This is a genomic window from Sphingomonas sp. FW306-05-A, from assembly GCF_058782275.1.
On sequence record NZ_JBYSXN010000001.1, the window covers coordinates 521,218 to 541,908 of the forward strand.

Sequence of the window (20,691 nt, forward strand, 5' to 3'; positions counted from 1 at the left end):
AAAACGAAGGCTGTCATGCGGCGACACCTTTTTCGGGTCGGCTCGACACGATGCCAATGACCATTCGCGAGCGGCTAGATGAGCGATCCGGGAACCCCGACGTTCGACCAACTTCGCATCTTCCTGACCGTCGTCGACGAGGGCAGTTTCGCGTCGGCGGCACGAAGGCTCAACCGCGCGGTTTCGGTCGTCAGTTACGGTATCGCCAACCTGGAAGCGCAACTCGGGATCGTCCTGTTCGACCGCGAAGGGACGCGGAGGCCAAGACTGACCGAGGCAGGACGGTCGGTGCTCGCCGAGGCGCGTACCGTCGCGGGCGGTATCGATGGCCTGAAGGCCAAGGTGAAGGGCCTGCTGGATGGCCTGGAAGCCGAGGTGCATCTCGCAGTCGATGTCATGCTCCCGGCACGCCGGCTCGGCCAGGTCTTGCGTGCCTTTGCCGCTACCTATCCCACCGTCACGCTACGCCTGCATGTCGAAGCGCTCGGGGCCGTTGCCGGGCACGTGCTTTCGGGGACCGCGATCGTCGGCGTGTCCGGTCCGCTCGCAAGCGGTATCGATGGCCTCGAAGCGGCATCGGTGGGCAGCGTTGCGATGGTCCCCGTCGCTGCGCCGGACCATCCGCTTGCACGCTATGAGCAGATTCCTTCGGGCGCGGGCAGGGAGCACGTTCAGCTCGTTTTGACGGATCGCTCGCCGCTTACGGACGGTCGCGATTTCGCGGTCGTCAGTCCGCGGACGTGGCGGCTGGCCGACCTCGGCGCCAAGCATCAGCTCCTTCGCGAAGGGATCGGTTGGGGCAACATGCCGCTGCCCTTGATCGAGCCCGACCTGGTCGCCGGAACCTTGAAACGTCTCGCCATGCCCGACGACCCGGGCGGGATGTATCGCTTTTCGGGGATCTGGCGGCGCGACCGCCCGCCCGGGCCAGCCGCGTCCTGGCTGATCCGCGATTTCGTCGATCGCGCGCTGAGCGATGTCGATCTCGCCGGGGCACGCGACCTGTGAGGCCGCGCGGGATGGACACCGGGCGGCTGGAGGCCTTCACCGACGGTGTCGTGGCGATCATCATCACGATCATGGTGCTGGAGCTCAAGGTGCCGCAGGGCGGCAGCTTGCGGGACCTGGCGGGGATAGCGCCCGTGTTGCTGGCCTATGTGCTCAGCTTCGTGAACGTGGGTCTCTACTGGAACAATCACCACCACATGCTCCATGCGACCGACCGAATCGACGGACGGGTGCTCTGGGCGAACCTCTTCCTGCTGTTTTGGCTCAGCCTCGTGCCCTTTGTGATCCGGTGGCTCGACGAGAGTGGCTTTTCGTCCGGAGCAACCGCCGGGTATGGCATTGTCCTCGGCATGGCAGCCGTCGGCTACGCCCTGACCGAACGCGCCATCATTGCCTGTAACGGGCCCGATTCAGCCGTTGCGCGCGCGATCGGCGGGGACCGAAAGGGCTTGGGCAGCATCAGCTTCTATCTCGTGGCTGTGCCGTTGGCCTATGTGAGCCGCTGGTTGGCGCTTGCGTTATACATCGTCGTTCTTCTGCTCTGGCTCGTGCCCGACCGGAGGATCGTAAGAGCGCTCGACCGATAATGCGCAGGTGACACGTCGCGTTCGGTCTTTCGCCACCCGGCTTGTCGATGACGAATGGGCTCATTGCGTAAAGTCGAAAGAGCCGCGATCAACGCCTCATAGCGGCTCATCTCAAATCTCGTCGGCGGATGCCGTGTCTTGGGCGGCATAAGGGAGCGTGAAGCGGAAGATCGAACCTGCACTGGCCTTGGATAGATGTTCGAGCGTTCCCCCGTGACCGACGATGATCGCACGGCAGACGCGCAACCCTAGTCCCAAGCCAGTCTCTTTGGTCGTGAAAAAGCCTTCGAACAGCCTGTCGCGATCTCTTTCCGTGACGCCCGGACCGCTATCCTCGACATCGACGATGACAAAACCGTCGTCACTGCGGGCCCTGACCTTGAGCGTTCGGCTCCAACATTGCGCATCCGCCATCGCCTGGGCGGCGTTGACCAAGAGGTTGGTGAGGACCTGCCGCAGCTGAACGCGGTCGGCTGCCACAGGCGGAAGCCCAATCGCAATATCGAGCGAGAGCGACGCTTGGCGACTGGCAAGCTCCTGCCGGAGGAATGCCGCCGTTTCCTCGATGATGACGCCGACATCGCAGCGTTCCAGATCGTGGTTCCGGTTCGATGCCATTGTGCGCAGTTTTGCCACGGTGTCATTGGCCTTGGTCGCGCCGAGCGCGATGGTCTCGAGGCAGCTTTCCACTTGGGCGAGATCCGCCGGATGCCGGCGCAACCAGCGCAGCCCGGCCTGCGCCGAGGTCATCATTGCCGCGAGCGGCTGACGAACCTCATGCGCAATCGTCGCGGTCATCACGCCGAGCGTGGAAAGCCGGTCCGCATGGGCCATTTGGGCGTGCAACCGCAGGAGTTCGTCTTGCGCAGCGATCTGCTCGGTGATGTCGAGCAGCCCGAACGACAACGTGTCCTCGTCCTCCTTTTCGCGCCAGGCGACGAAGGTGACATGGATCGCGCGGCCATCGACCGCCTGCAGCCGCAGTCCGGTCCTGAAGCTGCCGCCCTGCTTGCGCGTCGCGATCAGCGCAAGGCGCAACTGCTCGACTTGCACGAAGGGCCAGATGCCAGACAGCGGGACCGGGAGCGCTTCCCCTGCGACCCCGAGAATCGCAAGCGCCCGAGAATTTCCCGACACCAGCCGGATTGCCGCGAGAAGCTTGCGCGCCAGATTCTCGCGACGCGGCCCAGCAAGCCCGACGTCCTCGAATCTCTCCAGAAGTGTATGGGCATCTCGCACGTCCAGATGGCCGAGCGCGAGTTCCAGCGCCTCCGCTACTGGAGATGGAAAATTGGCAAAGTCGGTCACTGTCGTCTCAGGCGGTCATGAACTCCAGAATATCCTGGTTGAGCCTGTCTTTGTGCGTGAAGAGGATACCGTGCGGAGCACCTTCGTAGACTTTCAGAATCGCGTCCGGGAATAATTCTGCGGCTTGTCGCGCGGTCGCCGTGAAGGGAACGAACGCGTCCTTCTCTCCATGAATGACGAGAACGGGAACGTCGAAGCGTTCGATGTCGTCGCGATAGTCGGTCGTGGCGCACGCGGTCACCGCATCATGTCCGGCCTTGAGCGAGCCTTGCAGTCCCATCTGGTGGATGTGTGCGAGACTGCCTTCCGACACATCGTTCTCGTCTTCTCCGGTCGCGAAAAACAACCGGGCAAATCCGCGCAGAAACTCCGAACGATCGGCAAGAAGACCGCTTCGGACATTATCGAAGACCAGCTCGGGAACGCCATGCGGATAGTCTTCGCTTTGACCCAGCTTCGGTGTGGTCGAGCCGATCAGGATAACGCGCGACACCCGCTCGGAACCGTGGCGGCCGACATATCGGGTCACTTCGCCGCCACCCATCGCGTATCCGACCAAGGTCACATCGCCGAGATCGAGATGGACCATCAACTCCGAGAGGTCGTCGGCGAAGGTGTCGTGATCATATCCATCCCACGGCTGGTCGGAGCGGCCGAAACCGCGACGATCATGGGCGATCACGCGATATCCCTCCGACGCGAGGAACATCATCTGGTTTTCCCACATATCGCTGTTGAGCGGCCAGCCATGCGCGAACACGATCGGTGTCCCGCTTCCCCAATCCTTGTAATACAGACGGGTACCGTCCCGCACCTGCAACATCGGCATTCCAAATCTCCACCCGCCCGCGGTCGCACCCTAGCCGCTGAACGCCCTCAGCGCGCGCCCCGATGGGGTCGTCGAGGTCCACCCGAAAGGGTGGTGCTAGCGCGAAATCGGGGCGGCAGCCGTCGGGTGGCGGCTCCAGGCGAAGGTCCCGACCAGCCCCAGCAGGCCGGCTGCGGCCAGGGCCGCCGTCAGGCCGGAGGCGCGCACCAGCCATGCGCCGATCGCAGCACCCACGAAGATCGACACCACCGCGGCAATCCGCCGGGTCCAGTTGGGATTGCTCCCCCCCGCGGGGGTTGAATCCGCGGCGAGGCCCGTGATCGTCAACGTCAACACGGTCGTGGTGAGGTCGGGAACCTTGAGCTGCCGGATCGTCGCGTTGCGAAATCCCATCGCGACGCCGGTCAAGACGATGATGGCATAGGTTCGTTCGATGCTCAGATCGGCGATTCCCACCCCGAAAGCGATCGCTGCCGCGACCCAGAGGAGCAGGGTTTCGAGAAGAGCGGCACGCATCAGCCAGCCGCGCACGGGGCGAGCGACATGGCCATGCGCCAGCCGCCCCGCGACAAGCGCTCCCGCCATGAAAGCTAGGATGGCGACGACATAGAGCGACCAGTTAAACCCGGGCGTACCCGCGGCGGCGAAACCGAGGAACACGACATTGCCGGTCATGTTGGCGGTAAAAACCTTGCCCAAGCCCAGGACGCTGGCCGCGTCGACCAGCCCGGTGATGGCGGACAGCAGCAACAGCAAAGCCGGCAGCGGAGACGGAGATGCAGGCGGCGTGGAAGACGGAAGGGCCATGTTCGTTCCTTCAAAAACGGAAATTGGCCTCGAGGCCCAGCATAGCGATGGTGCGCGCCGGACCCGTCTGGCGGATGAAGCCGCCTGGACCGAACAGCGAGACTGAGGTCGAGAGTTCGAGATCGGGCGTCGCCTGCCACGCGAGCGTCGCTTCGACTTCCCGACCGATGAAGCGCGACGTCGCAGTGCCGGGCGCGCGGATGAGATTGCCCGGAATATCGTAGACCCCATCGGCGCGCGAGAACCGCCAATAGGCCATTCCCGCCAAACTCATCGACACGGTCTTCGCCACCGAGACGGCAACCCGCGGATTCAGCGAGACGATATTGGATGGCCCGACGGGTGACAGCTCGCCGAAATACTTGCCCTTGGGAAACAGGGCGTTGAACGTGTTCAGCTGCGTGTCGCCGTGGTGCCGGTCCCCGCTGACGACATTGAAGCGCAGCGTCGTGTCGGGCGCCCCCGGGAGATCCTGAAAGGCGTGCCCCAATTCGGTCCCGACGCTCCAGGCGGAGATGGTCTGGTTCGTGAAACGGCCAAACTGATAGATGCCCTCGGCATTCCAGTGCCATCCCTCACGGCTGCCGAACACGCGGGCGCCGACGCTGTGCCGCATCTCGTCGCCAGCGACACCGCCGAACCGGGCCTGTATGTTGTGATAGCCGAGATAGTACAGGTCCAATCCGTGGCGTGTGAGATAGGCACCCCAGAGCGTCTTGGTGCGGGAACGGCGATCGTCAAAACTCGATGGCCCCGGCTGGACGGGCCGTACGGCGAACAGACTGAGGGTTGCGCCGTTGAGCGACGCGAGTGCGCGAACACCGTCGAAGGCGAGGGGAACGTTCGGGCCGTATCGCGTTCCCACCAGTCGCTCGGTTCCCAGGCTGATCATCTGGCGGCCGGCCCGTAGCGTGACGCCGACTCCATCAGGCGATCCGGTGCCGGCGTCCCCAAGACGGAGGTCGGCAAAGGCTTGCAGCATATCGACGCGCGTCTGGTCGATCGGACTCGCGGACGGCGCGACGCCGATGGCATAGGCCGCAATCGGCTGGACGAACGCCCGCACGCGTCCCGCATGAAAGTCGACGCTGGGCACGAAGCGTACCCATTGATAGCCGTCATCGGGTGCCGCCGCTCCGCCCCACAGATTGTTGCGATAGCTCTCGTTGCGGATCCGTATTTCCGCCGCGACAGTGGCATAGGCATCGTTGGTGATCGGGATGTATTTAAGATCGTCGCTCCAGCGCCCGGGCCGGTCTGCCGGATCGGCCATCGTCGACCAATCCTCATCATAGCGGGTCATGGTCAGCGTCGGCGGTTGCCAGGGCTCACGGTCCTGCGCGAACGCCGGGGAGGCAACGACGAGGCCGACAAGCGCGAACTTACGCACGCCGTCGCTCGCGCTCGGCGACCAGCGCCGCAAGCACGAACCCGCCAATTAGCCCGAGATGCTCGAAGAACGCGTTGGTCGCCATGAAGCGATCCTGCCCGGTCGGCATCGTCCAGAACGCGTTGGCCGTGTACGCTGCCAGCAGTGTGAAGACCCCCAGCATTCCAGCGCCGAGCCAGACCAGACGGCCCCAAAGGATCAGGATCGGACCGATCAGTTCGACCGCGATCGTGATCGCGGCCCAAAGCGGTGCCGGATGCATGCCGAAATGCGCTTGCTCCGCGACTGCGGCTTGCCAGTCGCTGGCCTTGACGATGCCGCCGAGCAGATAGGCCCCGACGAGCGCTAGGCGCGCCAGGAACCAGGTCGCTCGCCACTCCAGTATGGTATCGACGAAGCGCGGCTCCTTTGCGGGATCGAGCGGGTGCAGCATGTCAGCCGGCACGACTGTGGATCTCGGCAACGTAGCCGCCGGGGAAGCGCACGAGCGCGGAGGAACGCCCACCCTCGCTATGGGCGGGAACGAGCGTTTCGACGCCGACGGCGTTCGCCTTGGACAGGGTCGCGCCGAGATCATCGACTTCGTAGCCGGTCATGTCGCGGCCGTAGGGCCACGGGAGTTGACCGTCCGAGACCATCACCAGCATCTTGCCATAGCCGGACGTCAGTTCGATCCGCCGATAGGACTTGCCCGGCTGACCGATCTCGGCGCCGCCTGCATTCGGCACGTCACGCGTGACTTTGCCGTGCGCAAAGGCGGTCCAGTGCTTCACGAACGTATCGGCGACATCGGGTGTGAGATAGACCCGGTTCTCGGGGACGTGGGCGAGCGCCGGATAGTTGGGCTTGGCGGTGTGCCAATACAGCTGCATGTTCACGCCGCCAGGCCACTGGACGACGACATCGCGGCCGATCGGGTCCGGGAAGGTCGTCACCAGCCGGGCTGCGCCGTGCTTGACGGCAGCGTTCGTTGCCGCATCCATGTCGGTGACCAGATATCCGGTCCGTTCGCTTCCGAAGGGGTAGGGGATCGGCGTCTTGAACCCGAACACCGAGAGCGTGCCGACCGGGGTCAGCACGAGCTGGGACATCGTCTGGCTCGGCGTCGGCGTGACCTGGAAGACGCCCTGCTTCGACGTGGTGCCGCCAAAGGTCGCGACGAGGCTCGCCACGAAGCGGTCGAAGTCGTCGACGGCGACATAGACATGAGTCGTGTCATATTGCGCGCCGACCGCGTAATCCGCCGATACGGTCGGCTCGCGCGCGGCTGCCGGTACGGAGGAGGCTGCACCGAGCAGCGCCGTGGCGAGGAGTAGGGCCGAGCGTTTCAACATCTTCATCTCCATTTCTCTCAAACTGCCCAGCAGCCGCAGCCCATCGCGCCCCAGAAGGTCTGGACGTCGCGCGTTGGAACCGCGCGGCCAAGTGCGGCTGCGTGGTCGTGACCGTGGACCTGGCATGCACTGGCGCATCCGCAGGCGCTCGCGAGTTTTGCAGCCGCTTCCGGGGTGCGGTGGTATCCGCCGAACGTGGCGACCGGAGACCAGTCGGGCATCGGTTTGGGGATGTCAGGCGCGAGCGGGCTGAAATCGCCTTCACCATAAACCACTTTGCCCCCCAGTACCGTGAGGACGGACCGCAAATGCGGAATCTCCGTTTCGGCCACGCTGAAATAGTCATTGGAGAGAAGCGCCAGATCGGCGAGCTGGCCAACCTTGATCTGACCCTTCTTGCCGACCTCGTTCGAGAACCACGTATTCTCGTGCGTCCACATCCGCAGCGCTTTCTCGCGACTGACGCGGTTCGCGCCCGGATACAGACTGAGGCCGCCCACGGTCTTGCCCGTGACGAGCCAGTTGAGCGAAACCCAGGGGTTGTAGGACGCAACGCGGGTCGCGTCGGTGCCCGCTCCGACGGGGATACCCGCCGCGATCATCTTGGCGATCGGCGGCGTGCGCTCGGCGGCGCGCGCGCCGTAGCGCTCGACGAAATACTCGCCCTGATACGCCATGCGATGCTGCACCGCGATGCCGCCGCCGAGCGCGGCGATCCGGTCGATGTTGCGATCGCTGATCGTCTCGGCATGATCGAAGAACCAGTTGATGCCCGTCAGCGGGATATCGCGGTGGACCTTCTCGTAGACGTCCAGCGCGCGGTCGATCGTCTGGTCGTAGGTTGCGTGCAGCCGCCACGGCCATCTGTGCTCGGCGAGCAGCCGAATGACGGGTTCGAGGTCACCTTCCATGCTGGGGGGCATGTCCGGGCGCTCGACCCGAAAATCCTCGAAGTCGGCGGCAGAATAGACCAGCATCTCGCCCGCGCCATTGTGGCGGTAGCTGTCGTCGCCGTGCCCCGGCGATACCTGTTTTACCCAGCCCGCGAAATCGGCCAGTTCCTCTTTCGGCTTTTGCGTGAACAGATTGTAGCTGATGCGCAGCGTCAGCTGTCCATCCGCATGCAGCTTCTCGACGATCGCGTAATCGTCGGGATAATTCTGGAAGCCGCCGCCGGCATCGATCACGCCGGTGACGCCGAGCCCGTTCATCTCGCGCATGAAGTGGCGCGTGGAGTTGAGCTGATATTCGGGCGGAAGTTTCGGCCCCTTGGCGAGCGTTGAATAGAGGATCGTCGCATTGGGCTGCGCAAGGAGCAGCCCGGTCGGGTTGCCCGCCGCATCGCGGACGATTTCGCCGCCTGGCGGGTTGGGCGTGTCCTTGCCATAGCCCACCACGCGCAGCGCGGCAGCGTTGAGCAAGGCGCGATCGTAGAGATGGAGGATGAAGACGGGTGTGTCGGGCGCGACCGCGTTCAGCTCGGCGATGGTCGGCAGGCGCTTCTCGGCGAACTGATGCTCGGTGAACCCGCCGACGACGCGCACCCATTGCGGCGCGGGTGTATTGTCGACCTGCGTCTTGAGCATCGCCATCGCCTGGGAGAGGCTCGGCACGCCGTCCCAGCGCAGCTCCATATTATAGTTCAGGCCGCCGCGGATGATGTGCATGTGGCTGTCGATCAGGCCGGGGATCAGCCGCCGGCGTGCAGCGTCGATCACGATCGCGTTCGGCGCGGCGGCCGCGCGGACGTCCTTCTCGCTGCCAACCGCGAGGAACCTGCCGTCGCGGATCGCGACAGCTTCGGCCTCGGGGTTCGCGCGGTCGAGGGTGGTCACCTTGGCGTTGACGAGGATCAAGTCGGTGCTGGTCATGGCTACTTTCGCATTTCCAGAGAGCAGCGGCGCGAGCGTAACCGCCGCGCCGCCGAGAAGAGTGTCACGCCTGCTGAGCGTCACGCGGCGGCGTCCGTGTCGGTATTGGCGGGAAGCTTGCCGAAGACGTGGTTGTTGCAGGCGGCATGGATCTCCGCCGCCTTTTCCTTGCTCGACCACAGGCTCTTCACGAGCGGGACGGCTTGTTCACCGATGAGGATGCCCGCCAGCCCGACCAATGCGATTGTCGGCGGGGCCGGCGACCGTACCTTGATCAAGGCGTAAATCACGCCGACGAGCACACCCGCCGCGAGCGAGATAAGGTACGGCCGCACGACCTCAGTGCCCGCCTTCCGAGGCGCCGAACATGGTCTTGGCGTAGGTGATGCCGAGACCATAGGCACCTGCGAGCTTCTTGGCCGCGCCGGTGACCGCATCGTACGTCTCGGTGCGGCCCCAGTCGCGCTGCAGCTCGAGCAGATACTGGACCGACGTCAGCGGGATCGCGCCAAGCTGGATCATGCGCTGGCAGGCGCGCTCATGCGCTTCGGTCGACACGTCGCCGCAAGCGTCGGAGATGAAGTAGACCTCGAACCCCTGGTCGATTGCCGACGCGGCGGGCCCGACGATGCAGACGCCGGTCCACAGGCCGGCAAGGACGATCCGCTGCTTTCCGATCCGGTTGACCTCCTCGATCACCGGGGCGTCTTCCCAGGTGTTCATCGATGTGCGGTCGAAGAGCTTCTGGCCGGGAAAAACCTCGGTGATCTCGGAGAACATCGGGCCGGAGAACGATGCCTCGGCGACCGTGGTGAGGATGGTCGAGACGTCGAAGATCTTCGCCGCATGCGAGATGAGCGCAGCATTGTTGCGCAGCAGGGTCGTATCGATCGATTTGGTCGCGAAGGCCATCTGCGACTGAAAATCGATAAGGATAAGCGTGTGATCGCTCGGCGCGATGAGCGTCTTGCCGGGCGTTGCGGTGGCGGTGATGGACATGCGGATCTCCCGTTTTGTGAAGGCAAATTCGGTGACGGCAAGGGCGTCCGCTCGGCGCTTTCTCAAGCGCCAGCGCCGCGTTGGCCGGTCTTGCTGGTCGGAGGTGTTTTGATCGAGCAGACTGGCGGAGTCTTGGACGATCGTGATGCGAACGGCGGCGGTTTTGGGGGATGCGCCCGGGGCCGTGCTCGTCGAAGGACGTCGAAACCTTCGACGAAGGTTCCGGCGAGCGGAATGCTCCGGCATTTCTAGATTATCGAACGAAAGGCAGGACTTTGTTCCACTGTCGGAACGGATCCGCGGATGCCATCTGTGCGGTCAGCGGCGAACAGGGGTTCGCCTCCGACTGGAGACTTTCAATGGCAACTGTTCCGTTCAACGCTTCGAATCCGACGACGAATTCCGCCGCGGCGCTGTCCCTCACAGGACGCATCGGGATCGCTGGTATCTTCATCCTGAGTGGTCTGTCGAAGGTCGCGGCACCCGCCGCGACGATCGGGTACATTCAATCCGCAGGCCTTCCGCTTCCGCAGGTTGCACTTGCGATCGCGCTGCTAATTGAACTGGTCGGCGGTGCCGCATTGGTGCTTGGCTACCGCACGCGTCTGGTGGCGGCCATTCTCGCCGTCTTTTCGATCGCGACCGCGCTCGCTTTCCACTCGGCGCTGGGTGACCAGAACCAGTTCATTCACTTCTTCAAGAACGTGGCGATCGCCGGCGGCTTGCTCAATGTCATCGCGCTGGGCGGCGGTGCTTGGAGCCTCGACGCGCGGCGTTGATCCTTTCGCAAAGGCCGGACGAGCAGACCGGGCAGGCAACTGTCCGGTCTTTTCGTGCGGGCAGGACACCGTTCGCGATTGCCGAGCGACACCGCGTGCTTCGCGTTCGTTTCGTGCCAATTTCCGCCAGCTTCGACAATCGCGCGGCAAGCGCACGCTTCAGACCGTCTCCGAATTCAAGAACAGGAGACGACTATGCATGACCATGACGCTTCGAACGGTCAGGGTGCTGACTTTACCCGTCGCGGCATCCTTGCCGGAGCCGGACTCACCGTTGGGGCCGCAGCGCTTTCGACAACCTTGCCCGACGCCGCGCAGGCGGCAACAGGCGGTACGCCGAGTTCCGGCCCCGTCGGCGATGGGTATGCGACCGCGGCCGACGGCTCGCGTCTGTACTACAAGGACTGGGGGCGGGGGCAGCCGATCTTCTTCCATCACGGCTGGCCGCTCAGCGCCGACGACTGGGATGGGCAGATGCTCTATTTCTCGTCACACGGCTACCGCGTGATCGCCATGGACCGGCGCGGCCACGGCCGTTCGACGCAGACCTCGACCGGCAATGACATGGACACCTATGCGGCCGACGTCGACGCGGTCGTCAAAAAGCTTGGTCTTCGCGACGCAATCCATATCGGGCATTCGACGGGTGGCGGCGAGGTGGCGCGCTACGTCGCGCGCTTCGGGCAAGGCAAGGTCGCCAAGGTCGTGCTGGTCGCCTCGGTTCCGCCGATCATGCTCCAGACCCCATCCAATCCCGGCGGCCTGCCGCGTTCGGTGTTCGATGGTTTCCGGACGCAGCTCGCCGCCAACCGCGCCGACTTCTACTGGCAGGTTCCGATCCCGTTCTACGGCTTCAACCGGCCGGGCAAGTCGGTGATCGAGGGCGTGCGGCAGAATTGGTGGCGTCAGGGCATGATGGGCGGCGCGCAAGCGCATTACGACTGCATCAAGGCCTTCTCGGAGACCGACCAGACCGAGGATCTGAAGGCGATCAAGGTGCCGACTCTCGTCCTGCAGGGCGACGATGACCAGATCGTCCCGTTCAAGGATGCGTCCCTGCTGCAGGCCAAGCTGCTCCCGAACAATCGCCTGAAAATCTATCCAGGACTGTCGCACGGTATGCTCACCATCAACGGCGATATTCTCAACCCCGACATCCTGACCTTCATCAAGGGATGAGAACGTATGGCCTCGCTCCTGTCGCATTCCAAAAAGGTCGCCGCGATGATCGAAGAGGCGGTCAAGGCCGTCGCGGCGTCCAAGTGATGCGCTGCGCCAGTGCGCTTGCGGTGCTCGTCCTCGTCGGCGTCAGCGTCGTCTCCGCGGCAGCGTCCGCGCAGCAAGCATCGCCGCCCGTCCTGGCGCCGAAACAGGCACCGGGCTATTATCGGTTCGAGCTTGGCGATTTCGAGGTGATCGCCTTGCTCGACGGTACGCATCCGTTCGATGCGACCGGCCTCGCGGTAGGCGCGAAACCCGGAGAGATGCAGCGGCTCCTCGACAAGGCCTATCTCAAGTCCCCGGTCGAAGGGATGATCACGGCATTCCTCGTCAAGACGACCGACAAGCTCGTGCTGATCGATACCGGTGCCGGTGACCTGTACGGACGCGATGGCGGCCTTCTCGTCTCCAGCCTCAAAGCGGCTGGCTTCAGTCCGGAGCAGGTCGATGAGATATATCTGACGCATCTCCATCGCGACCATGTCGGCGGTCTGATGCGCGGTGGCCAGATGGTCTTCCCCCGCGCTATCGTCCGCGTCTCGAAGGCGGAAGCGGACTTCTGGCTCAACGATGCCAATCGCGCGAAGGTGCCGGCGATCCTCGGTCCGATGTTCGATGGCGCCGAACAGGTTCTCAAACCCTACATTGCCGCGGGACGGTTCAAGCCGTTCGAGGGCGAGGCGCCCCTCACAATCGGTATCACACCCGTCGTAGCGCCGGGGCATACCCCGGGGCATCGACAGTATCTCGTGCAGAGCCGGGGGCAGACGCTGCTCATCTGGGGCGACACGGTCCACGTGATGCCCGCGCAGATTCCGGAACCGCACATCGCCATAAAATACGACACGGACGCCGCGTCCGCGGTCGGCTCGCGCGAGACAGCGCTTGCCGCCGCGGCGGCCAAGGGATGGTGGGTTGCCGGCGCGCACATCTCCTTCCCGGGCATCGGACATATCAGGCGCACGGGGCCCGATAGCTTCGAATGGGTTCCGCTGAATTACAGCCTCAACAGGATACAGCCGTGATCCGACTGGAGAACCATACCCGCCGCGCCAACGGCATTCGGCAGAACTTTATCGATGCGGGGCAGGGGGCGCCGGTCGTGCTGCTCCACGGCTTCCCCGAGACCAATTATGCCTGGCGACACCAGATCCCGGTGCTGGGCGAGCTCTACCGCCTGATCGTTCCCGATCTGCGCGGGTATGGCGAGACCGAAAAGCCGGCCTCGGGCTACGACAAGCGTACCATGGCGCGTGACATCGCGGCGCTGCTCGACATGCTGGGGATCGAGAAGGTCGCGCTCGTCGGCCATGACCGTGGGGCGCGGGTCGCCACCCGTTTTGCCAAGGATTTTCCCGATCGGGTCGATCGGCTGGTGGTTATGGACAATGTCCCGACGCGGATCGTGGCGCGCGATCTCGATTCTCGCATTGCCAAAGCCTATTGGTTCTTCCTCTTCCACCTGATCCCGGACCTTCCCGAAACGCTGATCGCGGGGAAAGAAGAGCCGTGGCTCCGCTGGTTTTTTTCGGATTGGACCTATGACCCGGCGGCGATCAGCGGGGAGGCGTTCGACACTTATGTTCGCGCGTATCGCGCGCCGGGCGCAGTCCGCGGCGCGATGGCGGATTACCGGGCCAACGCCGAGGATGTCGCGCAGGACCTCGCGGATGCAGACGTCAAGATCGCCTGTCCGACGCTGGCGCTGTGGGGGGCGAATTTCGGCGCCGTCGGCGAAATGTTCGACATGCCCAAGGTTTGGGGCGAGATGGCCGCGAACCTGCGGGCCGTGCCGATCGAACGCTGCGGCCATCTTCCGCATGAAGAGCGCCCGGAGCTGGTAAACGCGCTGCTTCTCGAGTTTCTTCAAGGATGGGGCGAACAGGAAAATGGCGCCTGACCCTCCGGACGGTGGACCTTCCTCTGCATCCCGAGGCGACGCGCTTGCCCAGTTCGCCAGGCTTTGATTCCTCGTATGATCCGACTGCGGTTTCGGGGTAACTGGGTCGTGCCGAAATCTACCCGCAAGCCCAGACTGACTCGGTTGGTCCTCTCCTGGCTAAGGGAGGTGATCGCGCTGATCGCCTTTACCGCGATCGTGGGAAGCGGTGTCGCCAATGCGTCCGACACGCCGGTCGAGCGCATGCGGCATGCGCGCTGGACCAGCAACGAGGGCGCTCCATCGCATATTCTGGCGATCGCGCAAACCAGCGACGGGTTCCTGTGGCTGGGATCCGCTACCGGCCTCTACCGGTTCGACGGCATCACGTTCGAGCGGATCGAACCCGCAGACCGCGATCCGGCGCGATCGCTCCAGGTGACGGCCCTGCTTGCTGCGCGTGATGGTGATCTCTGGGTCGGGTACGATTATGGCGGGGTCGCGAGATATCATCGCGGTCAGTTGCGGTCGGCGAACGATCGCAGCCCGACCGGCGCCGTTTCCACCATCGCGCAGGACGAAGACGGCGCGATCTGGGTCTACTCAACCAGCTTGCGGGGCAATTTTCTGCGATACTACGCGCGCGGAAAGTGGCATTGGCTCGAGAGTGGGCGCGACATGCCGACTGCGCGGTTACTCGATATTCTCCCAATGCCTGGCCCCACTGTGCTCCTGGCGTCTTTTCCCTCGGTCTATGTGCGCGATCGCGTCGGAAAGCTCGTCCGACAACGGGGTACAACGTCGCAATCCGGTCGGCTCGAGAAGGATGCCCGCGGCGATGCCTGGATCATCGATACAGACAGCGTCCATCGTGTCGACGGCGTTGGCGCCGCCTTGCCGCTGCCGCCGATCAAACAAAGTTGGGTCGGACTGAAAATCCTGATGGATCGCGGCGGGGACCTGTGGGTTACCCGGCAGGACAGTGGACTGATCCGGGTCAAGGCGGCGTCGCTGCGCGCGTTGACGGCCGGCAGGGCGGAAGGAATCCGGTTCGACACGCTCCAGGGCATCACCTCGGGCGTCCCGCTATCGCTGTATCGAGACCGCGAAGGTAACATCTGGGTCGGAGGCGAGCGCAGCCTGGACCGTCTCTCCGAACCCGACATCAATCTCTATACCAAAGCCCCGCAAACGATCACGACGTTCGTGCCGACGCGACCGGGCGGGCCTTTGTACTTTGGCACCTCTACCGGTATTTTTATGCTTCAGCCGGACGGTAGGGATCCCGAGCTGGCGCTGACCTTTCCGGGACAGATCACGGATTTCTGTGCGGCACGTGAAGGAAACGTCCTGGTCCTGACGAGCCGCGGCATTTTCGAAAAGGTCGGCAAGACGGTCACGCGCACCGACATCCGCCGCCCGGACGATGCAGCCCCGGTTGCCTGCGCGAGCGATGGCGCTGGCGGTTGGTGGATAAGCGCGCTCGACCTCTACCATCTGCACGGCACGAAGATCGACAAGGTTTCCGGGCCGCTAACGGCGTTGGGGCACGCGATGATGATGCGATCGCCCGCGCCGGGCGACCTTTTGTCCTATCGGGCGCTTAATGGACTGCGGTTATGGCACGCCGGTCGCGTGACCACGCTGTGGCAGGGCCGCGGTATTCCGATCGGCTTCATGAAGACCCTCGCCCGCGACGGACATCGCTGGCTGATCGGCGGCGAGCACGGGATCGCGCTGTTCGACGGTCGAACGTTTCGCGTGATCGACGACCGGTCGCATCCCTTTTTCGCCAACGTCACGGGGATCCAGCCGCTCGCCGACGGAACGACCTGGGTGATCTCGGCCAAGGGCATTGCTCGGATCAAGACGTCCGACCTGATGGCGACGTTCGACACGCCGAGCCGGAAGCTGTCCGCCTTCTCCATCGGGGAGGATCTCGGACTGCACGCCGCTGCGACCGGCTACGATCGAAACGACATCACGCTCGATTCCGCCGGAAAGCTGTGGTTCGTGACGAACCAGGGGTTGGCATGGGTCGATCCGCGACGGCTCGTCCGCAACGATCTTCCGCCGCCCGTTGCGATCCGATCGTTTACGGCAGACGAGCGCGCCGTGGACGTCTCGGGCGCGACCGTCCGGCTTCCTGCCGGGACGGGACGCCTATCGATCGCATTCACGGCGTTGAGCCTCACCAACCCCCGCGCCAACCACTTCCAGTACAGGTTGATCGGGTTGGACCGGCGATGGTCCAACGCGGATCTGCAGCGGGTCGCCTACTACAGCAACCTCCGCCCGGGGCACTACACGTTCGAGGTTGTCGCGGCGAATGGCGACGGGGTGTGGAACCGGAGAGGCGCCTCTGTTTCCTTTGAGATCGCGCCGTTCTTCTTTGAGACCTGGTGGTTTACGATCGTCGTCATCCTCGCGGTCGTGGCCATCGCGCTCGCTTTGCTGCGGTGGCGGACCCGCAGTATTGCGGAACGTGTTCGCAATCGGGTCGAGGCGCGGGTCGAGGAGCGCGAACGGATCGCGCGCGAACTGCATGACACCCTCCTTCAAGGCGTCCAGGGTCTCATCCTCCGTTTTCAGGCGGTCGCCGAAGTGATCCCAAGCAACACCCGTGCTCGTGCGATGATCGAACAGGTGCTCGAGCGGGGCGACGATGTCATGATCGAGAGTCGCGAACGGGTGAGAGATCTTCGCGCCGCTCAGCCGGGTGACATCGAGCAGCGCATCGCGGCACTCGGCTATGATAGCGTGGACCTGCGTGTTCGCGGCGGCACCAGACCCGTTTGCGCGCCCGTCGTCGATGAACTCGTGGCGATCGTCGGTCAGGCCTTGTCCAATGTCGAACGCCATGCGCGGGCCGGGAACGTCGTTGTCGAGTTAGATCACGGTGCCCTCGCGCTCGACATTTTCGTTCGCGACGATGGGATCGGTATCGCTCCCACGATCATCGCGGCGGGCGGCCGCGACGGTCACTTCGGTCTGCTCGGGATGCGGGAGCGCGCAGAGCAGCTCGGTGGGCGCCTTCTTATCGAGAGCCGACCGGAAGGGGGGACGACGATCCATGTGCGGGTTCCGGCGCGCATCGCCTATCGGGCGCGATCGCTATGGCCTTGGGCGAGGCGGGCCAAAGCCATTTTGTAGAAACGAAACATTCTTTGCATCGGTGCGATGCAAACCTCCTGGCGCGCGTATCGCACGCCGCGAAGGGCGTTTAGCGTCGCGCCAAAGGAGATGCGCATGCGACTGCCCCCTATTGCTCCCGACCAGGTCACCCCCGAGCAACTGCCCCTGTTCGACGCAATGACCGCGGGTGTCGCGTCGAAATATGATGCCTTCGTCACCCGCCGCGACGACGGCGCGTTGCTCGGCCCATGGAATGCATGGCTTCACGATCCAGAGCTTGGCGAGGCCTTCTGGAGCGTGACGCAAGCCATGACGAAGGCCCGGCGCATTCCCGACGGTCCTCGCCAGATTGCGATCCTGGTGACCGGCGCGCATTTCGGCGCCGCCTATGAAACCTACGCACACGGTGCGGTCGCGGCGCGCAAGCACGGCATGTCCGAGCGGCGGTTGGCGACGCTTGCGGCGGGGGAACGTCCGGAAGATCTCGACGATGCCGAAGCAGTCGCGCATGACGTCGCGAAGGCGTTGTTGCGGGGCGGCGTACTGCCCGATCCGCTCTACGCGTTGGCCGTGTCGCGCTTCGGGCAGGCCGGGGCGAATGAGCTCATCTATCTGGTCGGCCATTATTGCTTCGTATCGATGACGCTCAACGGTTTCGCCGTCCCGGTTCCACGGGCCGACGTTGGTGTTTCCTCGGGCTGAGCGCGGGTAGCGCGCTTGCATCGCGCCACGGAGGATCGGCGTCACGGCAAAGCGAGGACACCCGATCGGGTGGTGTCGGACAACGCTTTGGGGGGCTGCTCCATCCGCCACGACCGGTAAAATAGATGCATGATATTTCAGCCGCTCATCCGTGGGTTTACGTGGCAGACGCCAGGTCGACGCGCGCGGCGCGGTCCGGGAAAGGAATCCGCACTCGCTGCGGCCCTGGCAGCCTTCATCTTCTGGTTCGATGCGTTCACGACAGATGATCTGGCCGTCGCCAGTCTCTATGTGCTGGTATTGCTGATCGGATCCAGCGTCGGCGGACCGGTGCGCAGGACCGCGATCCTTGCGTGGGCGACGATTTGCGTAGCCTTGGCGATGCTCGGCTACTGTATCTTCGAGAGCTATGGCGCGCCGCCGCTTGCGTTGGCCCACCTCGGGATCAGCTTGACGGTCCTGCTCGTCACGACGTTCCTGCTGCTGCGCAATCAGTCGATAAACTCATCGAAAGAGCGCGGCGACCGACGCTTTCGCATCGTCTTCGATACATTGGCGATTGCGATCTGGGAGCATGATTTCACGCCGATCGTTGCCGAATTGACGCGCTTGCGGGAAAGCGGCGTGACCGACATTCGGCGGTATGTCGCCGAGCATCCCAAGTTCGTGGTCCAGATGCGGCGGTCGGTTCGGATCACGGATGTCAACGCAACCGCGCTGACGATGATGGGCGTGACCAGCAAGCAGGACTTCTTCAGTCATTTGAGCGGTTTTTTGCCCGAAACCGACGATAGCTTCGCCGAATGCATCGTTGCGATCGACGAACGGCGCCCACTGTTCCAGACAGAGGCGATCGTGATGCCGTTGAACGGTGCTCCACGACAGGTCATCGTTGCATTCGGCCTCGGCCCCGATGCGTCGCTCGACCGCGTCCCGGGCTCAATTCTCGACGTCTCCCACCGCCGCGCGCTCGAGATCCAGATCTTACGAACCCGCGAGGAACTTGCGGATTCCCATCGAACAAGTGCCGTCGCAGCAATGTCTGCGTCGATCGCGCACGAGCTCAATCAGCCGATGTCCGCGATCCAGAGTTATGCCGATGCGGCCAGCCGGTGGCTCACCAGGAGCCCGCCGAACCTCAACGAGGCGCGCGACGCGCTGGCGGGACTTACCCTCGGCGTTCAGCACGCCCGAATGGTGATGCAGCGGGTGCGTGCGCTCGTCGGGGAATCGCGTATCGAGCTCTGCGAAATCGAGCTCGAGGGTCTGATAGCAACCACCGTTGCGCTGATGCGACGAGAGGCCGCCGAGCACGGTGCTCGGATCATGATCATCCCGGCGACCGAGGAGACGCTGACGGTCAACGGCGATCGGATTCTCCTAAAACAGGTCCTCATCAACCTGATCACGAATGCCATCCAAGCGATGGTGAACACGCCGCCCGATCGCAGGATCGTGACGCTCACGCTCGATCAGAAGGATGACCAGGCCGTCGTGACGGTCGCGGATGCGGGGCCAGGCTGGGATCCGGCAGAAGCCGGCAAGGTCTTTGGCAGTTTTTTCACGACCAAGCGGACGGGAATGGGCCTCGGTCTCTCTATCGCGAAAATGGTCGTCGACCGGCATGACGGCTCCATTTCGCGCCGCAACGGCACGGGCGGTGGCGCCATCGCGGAAGTGACCCTTCCGCTAATCGCCCTCAGCGCGATCGGGGGTGCCGATGGCCATTCGGACGGCGCCCAGCAACGCCTGGCCGTCTAGTGGCTTCTCGAGCAGTTCCACGACCACACCGGTATTCTTGGCATTGGCGGCGCGCGCTTCCGGATAGGCCGTGATGAGGATGATAGGGGGCGCCATGGATTGTTTGTGCAGCAGGTTCGCCAATTCGACGCCGGACATGCCAGACATCTGAATGTCGCTCACAACGCAATCAAAGGCGAACCCGGTGTGGCGCAGATACTCTTCGGCGGAACCGAAGGCGTGGCAATCATAACCGAACGATCGCAGCAAGCTTGTTGTCGCCGAACGGACGAGCGGATCATCATCGACAATAGCAATGAGGCGATTGCCCAAAACGCCGCTCCCCCGAAAAAAGGATACCATCCGACAGCGGTTACGGGAACGTGCCGGCGTTAGCGATCCCCAACGAAGGTTTAGGATCGGTCGTAATTCACCGGGGCCTTAATCAGATCGGAAAGCCGTAATAGATCGGGAACCCGTTTCACGCCCATTTTCCGCATCAAGCTCAATCGATGAAGTTTTACGGTCATTTCCGCAATACCAAGCTCGCCGGCGATCTGCTTGTTGAGCAGGCCTCTTACGACGCCGTCCATAACCTCGCGTTCGCGCGGCGTGAGGGTTTCGTAGCGGAACTTTGCTTCGGCATTCCCGCGGCTTGCTTCGCGGTGAAGGCGAGCTCGCTCGATCGCCGCGCCGACAGCGTCGAGCATATCCTGATCCCGAAACGGCTTGCTCAAGAAGTCGATCGCGCCGGCCTTCATGGCGCGAACACTCATCGGGATGTCCCCATGCCCGGTCATGAAGATCACCGGTATCTCGGCCCCGCGGGCATTCAACGCGGTCTGAAATTCGAAGCCGCCAATCTCCGGCATCCGCACGTCGGTGACGACACACGATACCATGTCGGGGAGTGTGTCAGCGAGCGCCTCCCGACCGCTTGCGTAGAGCCGTGTTGCAAACCCAACCGACCGAAAGAGGCTGTCGAGCGCGGTTCGCACCAGCAGATCGTCATCGACAATGATGACCATCGCGCTCGGCTCGGGGACTGGCGGTGTAGTCATGTCTTGAGGTTCGGTTCGCGCAAAATCGGTGCCGTCCATAC

20 protein-coding genes are annotated in these 20,691 nt (G+C 63.8%); 9 read left to right on the forward strand and 11 right to left on the reverse strand.

What is annotated here, in order from left to right; translation table 11 throughout:
- The first annotated feature begins 78 nt into the window (after positions 1-78).
- Together AC3WJR_RS02345 and AC3WJR_RS02350 are read left to right on the forward strand one after the other, a co-directional pair.
- Positions 79-1,008 carry a LysR family transcriptional regulator gene (locus AC3WJR_RS02345; RefSeq protein ID WP_492721950.1) on the forward strand — a complete coding sequence of 310 codons (930 nt, stop codon included), beginning with the start codon at positions 79-81 and terminating at the stop codon, positions 1,006-1,008.
- Between the two features lie 11 nt (positions 1,009-1,019).
- Positions 1,020-1,595: a TMEM175 family protein gene (locus AC3WJR_RS02350; RefSeq protein ID WP_492721953.1), complete on the forward strand. Its 576-nt coding sequence runs from the start codon at positions 1,020-1,022 to the stop codon at positions 1,593-1,595.
- A 111-nt stretch (positions 1,596-1,706) separates the two neighbouring features.
- Here AC3WJR_RS02350 and AC3WJR_RS02355 read toward each other — a convergent pair whose 3' ends face one another.
- The 9 genes from AC3WJR_RS02355 to AC3WJR_RS02395 all read right to left on the reverse strand — a co-directional run bounded on the left by AC3WJR_RS02355 (position 1,707) and on the right by AC3WJR_RS02395 (position 10,133).
- Positions 1,707-2,903 (reverse strand): sensor histidine kinase, encoded by a 1,197-nt coding sequence (locus AC3WJR_RS02355; RefSeq protein WP_492721956.1) that lies wholly within the window; start codon positions 2,901-2,903, stop codon positions 1,707-1,709.
- Between the two features lie 7 nt (positions 2,904-2,910).
- Entirely contained in the window at positions 2,911-3,732 is an 822-nt protein-coding gene (locus AC3WJR_RS02360; RefSeq protein WP_492721960.1) for an alpha/beta fold hydrolase, read from the reverse strand.
- Between the two features lie 96 nt (positions 3,733-3,828).
- The gene (locus AC3WJR_RS02365; RefSeq protein ID WP_492721964.1) at positions 3,829-4,539 is read right to left on the reverse strand and encodes a YoaK family protein; all 711 of its coding nucleotides are present in this window, start codon (positions 4,537-4,539) and stop codon (positions 3,829-3,831) included.
- 10 nt (positions 4,540-4,549) lie between these two features.
- Positions 4,550-5,929, reverse strand: a complete 1,380-nt coding sequence (locus AC3WJR_RS02370) for an alginate export family protein (protein WP_492721966.1) — start codon at positions 5,927-5,929, stop codon at positions 4,550-4,552.
- A complete protein-coding gene (locus tag AC3WJR_RS02375) occupies positions 5,922-6,362 on the reverse strand; it encodes a DoxX family protein (RefSeq protein ID WP_492724120.1) in 441 nt (146 codons plus the stop codon). The genes AC3WJR_RS02370 and AC3WJR_RS02375 overlap by 8 nt, the downstream gene beginning before the upstream one ends.
- Position 6,363: 1 nt before the next feature.
- Positions 6,364-7,260, reverse strand: a complete 897-nt coding sequence (locus tag AC3WJR_RS02380; RefSeq protein ID WP_492724122.1) for a glyoxalase — start codon at positions 7,258-7,260, stop codon at positions 6,364-6,366.
- 20 nt (positions 7,261-7,280) lie between these two features.
- The gene (locus AC3WJR_RS02385; protein ID WP_492721968.1) at positions 7,281-9,134 is read right to left on the reverse strand and encodes an amidohydrolase; all 1,854 of its coding nucleotides are present in this window, start codon (positions 9,132-9,134) and stop codon (positions 7,281-7,283) included.
- Positions 9,135-9,214: 80 nt separating this feature from the next.
- On the reverse strand, positions 9,215-9,469 hold the full coding sequence (locus AC3WJR_RS02390) for a XapX domain-containing protein (RefSeq protein WP_492721971.1): 255 nt from the start codon (positions 9,467-9,469) through the stop codon (positions 9,215-9,217).
- Between the two features lie 4 nt (positions 9,470-9,473).
- Positions 9,474-10,133: a hydrolase gene (locus AC3WJR_RS02395; RefSeq protein ID WP_492724124.1), complete on the reverse strand. Its 660-nt coding sequence runs from the start codon at positions 10,131-10,133 to the stop codon at positions 9,474-9,476.
- Positions 10,134-10,492: 359 nt separating this feature from the next.
- Here AC3WJR_RS02395 and AC3WJR_RS02400 point away from each other — a divergent pair, with 359 nt between their 5' ends.
- From AC3WJR_RS02400 to AC3WJR_RS02430, 7 genes are all read left to right on the forward strand, one after another.
- Positions 10,493-10,912, forward strand: a complete 420-nt coding sequence (locus AC3WJR_RS02400) for a DoxX family protein (protein WP_492721973.1) — start codon at positions 10,493-10,495, stop codon at positions 10,910-10,912.
- Positions 10,913-11,107: 195 nt separating this feature from the next.
- Positions 11,108-12,091: an alpha/beta fold hydrolase gene (locus tag AC3WJR_RS02405; RefSeq protein ID WP_492721976.1), complete on the forward strand. Its 984-nt coding sequence runs from the start codon at positions 11,108-11,110 to the stop codon at positions 12,089-12,091.
- 86 nt (positions 12,092-12,177) lie between these two features.
- Positions 12,178-13,158, forward strand: a complete 981-nt coding sequence (locus AC3WJR_RS02410; RefSeq protein ID WP_492721978.1) for an MBL fold metallo-hydrolase — start codon at positions 12,178-12,180, stop codon at positions 13,156-13,158.
- Positions 13,155-14,033 carry an alpha/beta fold hydrolase gene (locus AC3WJR_RS02415; RefSeq protein ID WP_492721980.1) on the forward strand — a complete coding sequence of 293 codons (879 nt, stop codon included), beginning with the start codon at positions 13,155-13,157 and terminating at the stop codon, positions 14,031-14,033. Before AC3WJR_RS02410 ends, AC3WJR_RS02415 begins: the two co-directional genes overlap by 4 nt.
- 168 nt (positions 14,034-14,201) lie before the next feature.
- Positions 14,202-17,165, forward strand: a complete 2,964-nt coding sequence (locus AC3WJR_RS02420; RefSeq protein WP_492721982.1) for a sensor histidine kinase — start codon at positions 14,202-14,204, stop codon at positions 17,163-17,165.
- Positions 17,166-17,261: 96 nt separating this feature from the next.
- Positions 17,262-17,849 (forward strand): carboxymuconolactone decarboxylase family protein, encoded by a 588-nt coding sequence (locus AC3WJR_RS02425; RefSeq protein ID WP_492721984.1) that lies wholly within the window; start codon positions 17,262-17,264, stop codon positions 17,847-17,849.
- Between the two features lie 129 nt (positions 17,850-17,978).
- A complete protein-coding gene (locus AC3WJR_RS02430) occupies positions 17,979-19,610 on the forward strand; it encodes a sensor histidine kinase (RefSeq protein ID WP_492721986.1) in 1,632 nt (543 codons plus the stop codon).
- Here AC3WJR_RS02430 and AC3WJR_RS02435 read toward each other — a convergent pair.
- Both AC3WJR_RS02435 and AC3WJR_RS02440 read right to left on the reverse strand, forming a co-directional pair.
- The gene (locus AC3WJR_RS02435) at positions 19,539-19,922 is read right to left on the reverse strand and encodes a response regulator transcription factor (RefSeq protein ID WP_492721988.1); all 384 of its coding nucleotides are present in this window, start codon (positions 19,920-19,922) and stop codon (positions 19,539-19,541) included. The genes AC3WJR_RS02430 and AC3WJR_RS02435 overlap by 72 nt on opposite strands.
- 80 nt (positions 19,923-20,002) lie before the next feature.
- A complete protein-coding gene (locus AC3WJR_RS02440; protein ID WP_492721990.1) occupies positions 20,003-20,689 on the reverse strand; it encodes a response regulator transcription factor in 687 nt (228 codons plus the stop codon).
- Positions 20,690-20,691: the final 2 nt, after the last annotated feature.

What these genes read in the sequence shown, in the direction of transcription:
- AC3WJR_RS02400 (WP_492721973.1), top strand. Translation starts at nt 10,493, where the DNA reads ATGGCAACTGTTCCGTTCAACGCTTCGAATCCGACGACGAATTCCGCC.
- AC3WJR_RS02345 (WP_492721950.1), top strand. Translation starts at nt 79, where the DNA reads ATGAGCGATCCGGGAACCCCGACGTTCGACCAACTTCGCATCTTCCTG.
- AC3WJR_RS02425 (WP_492721984.1), top strand. Translation starts at nt 17,262, where the DNA reads ATGCGACTGCCCCCTATTGCTCCCGACCAGGTCACCCCCGAGCAACTG.
- AC3WJR_RS02360 (WP_492721960.1), bottom strand. Translation starts at nt 3,732, where the DNA reads ATGCCGATGTTGCAGGTGCGGGACGGTACCCGTCTGTATTACAAGGAT.
- AC3WJR_RS02395 (WP_492724124.1), bottom strand. Translation starts at nt 10,133, where the DNA reads ATGTCCATCACCGCCACCGCAACGCCCGGCAAGACGCTCATCGCGCCG.
- AC3WJR_RS02430 (WP_492721986.1), top strand. Translation starts at nt 17,979, where the DNA reads ATGATATTTCAGCCGCTCATCCGTGGGTTTACGTGGCAGACGCCAGGT.
- AC3WJR_RS02385 (WP_492721968.1), bottom strand. Translation starts at nt 9,134, where the DNA reads ATGACCAGCACCGACTTGATCCTCGTCAACGCCAAGGTGACCACCCTC.
- AC3WJR_RS02365 (WP_492721964.1), bottom strand. Translation starts at nt 4,539, where the DNA reads ATGGCCCTTCCGTCTTCCACGCCGCCTGCATCTCCGTCTCCGCTGCCG.
- AC3WJR_RS02410 (WP_492721978.1), top strand. Translation starts at nt 12,178, where the DNA reads ATGCGCTGCGCCAGTGCGCTTGCGGTGCTCGTCCTCGTCGGCGTCAGC.
- AC3WJR_RS02350 (WP_492721953.1), top strand. Translation starts at nt 1,020, where the DNA reads ATGGACACCGGGCGGCTGGAGGCCTTCACCGACGGTGTCGTGGCGATC.
- AC3WJR_RS02405 (WP_492721976.1), top strand. Translation starts at nt 11,108, where the DNA reads ATGCATGACCATGACGCTTCGAACGGTCAGGGTGCTGACTTTACCCGT.
- AC3WJR_RS02440 (WP_492721990.1), bottom strand. Translation starts at nt 20,689, where the DNA reads ATGGACGGCACCGATTTTGCGCGAACCGAACCTCAAGACATGACTACA.
- AC3WJR_RS02375 (WP_492724120.1), bottom strand. Translation starts at nt 6,362, where the DNA reads ATGCTGCACCCGCTCGATCCCGCAAAGGAGCCGCGCTTCGTCGATACC.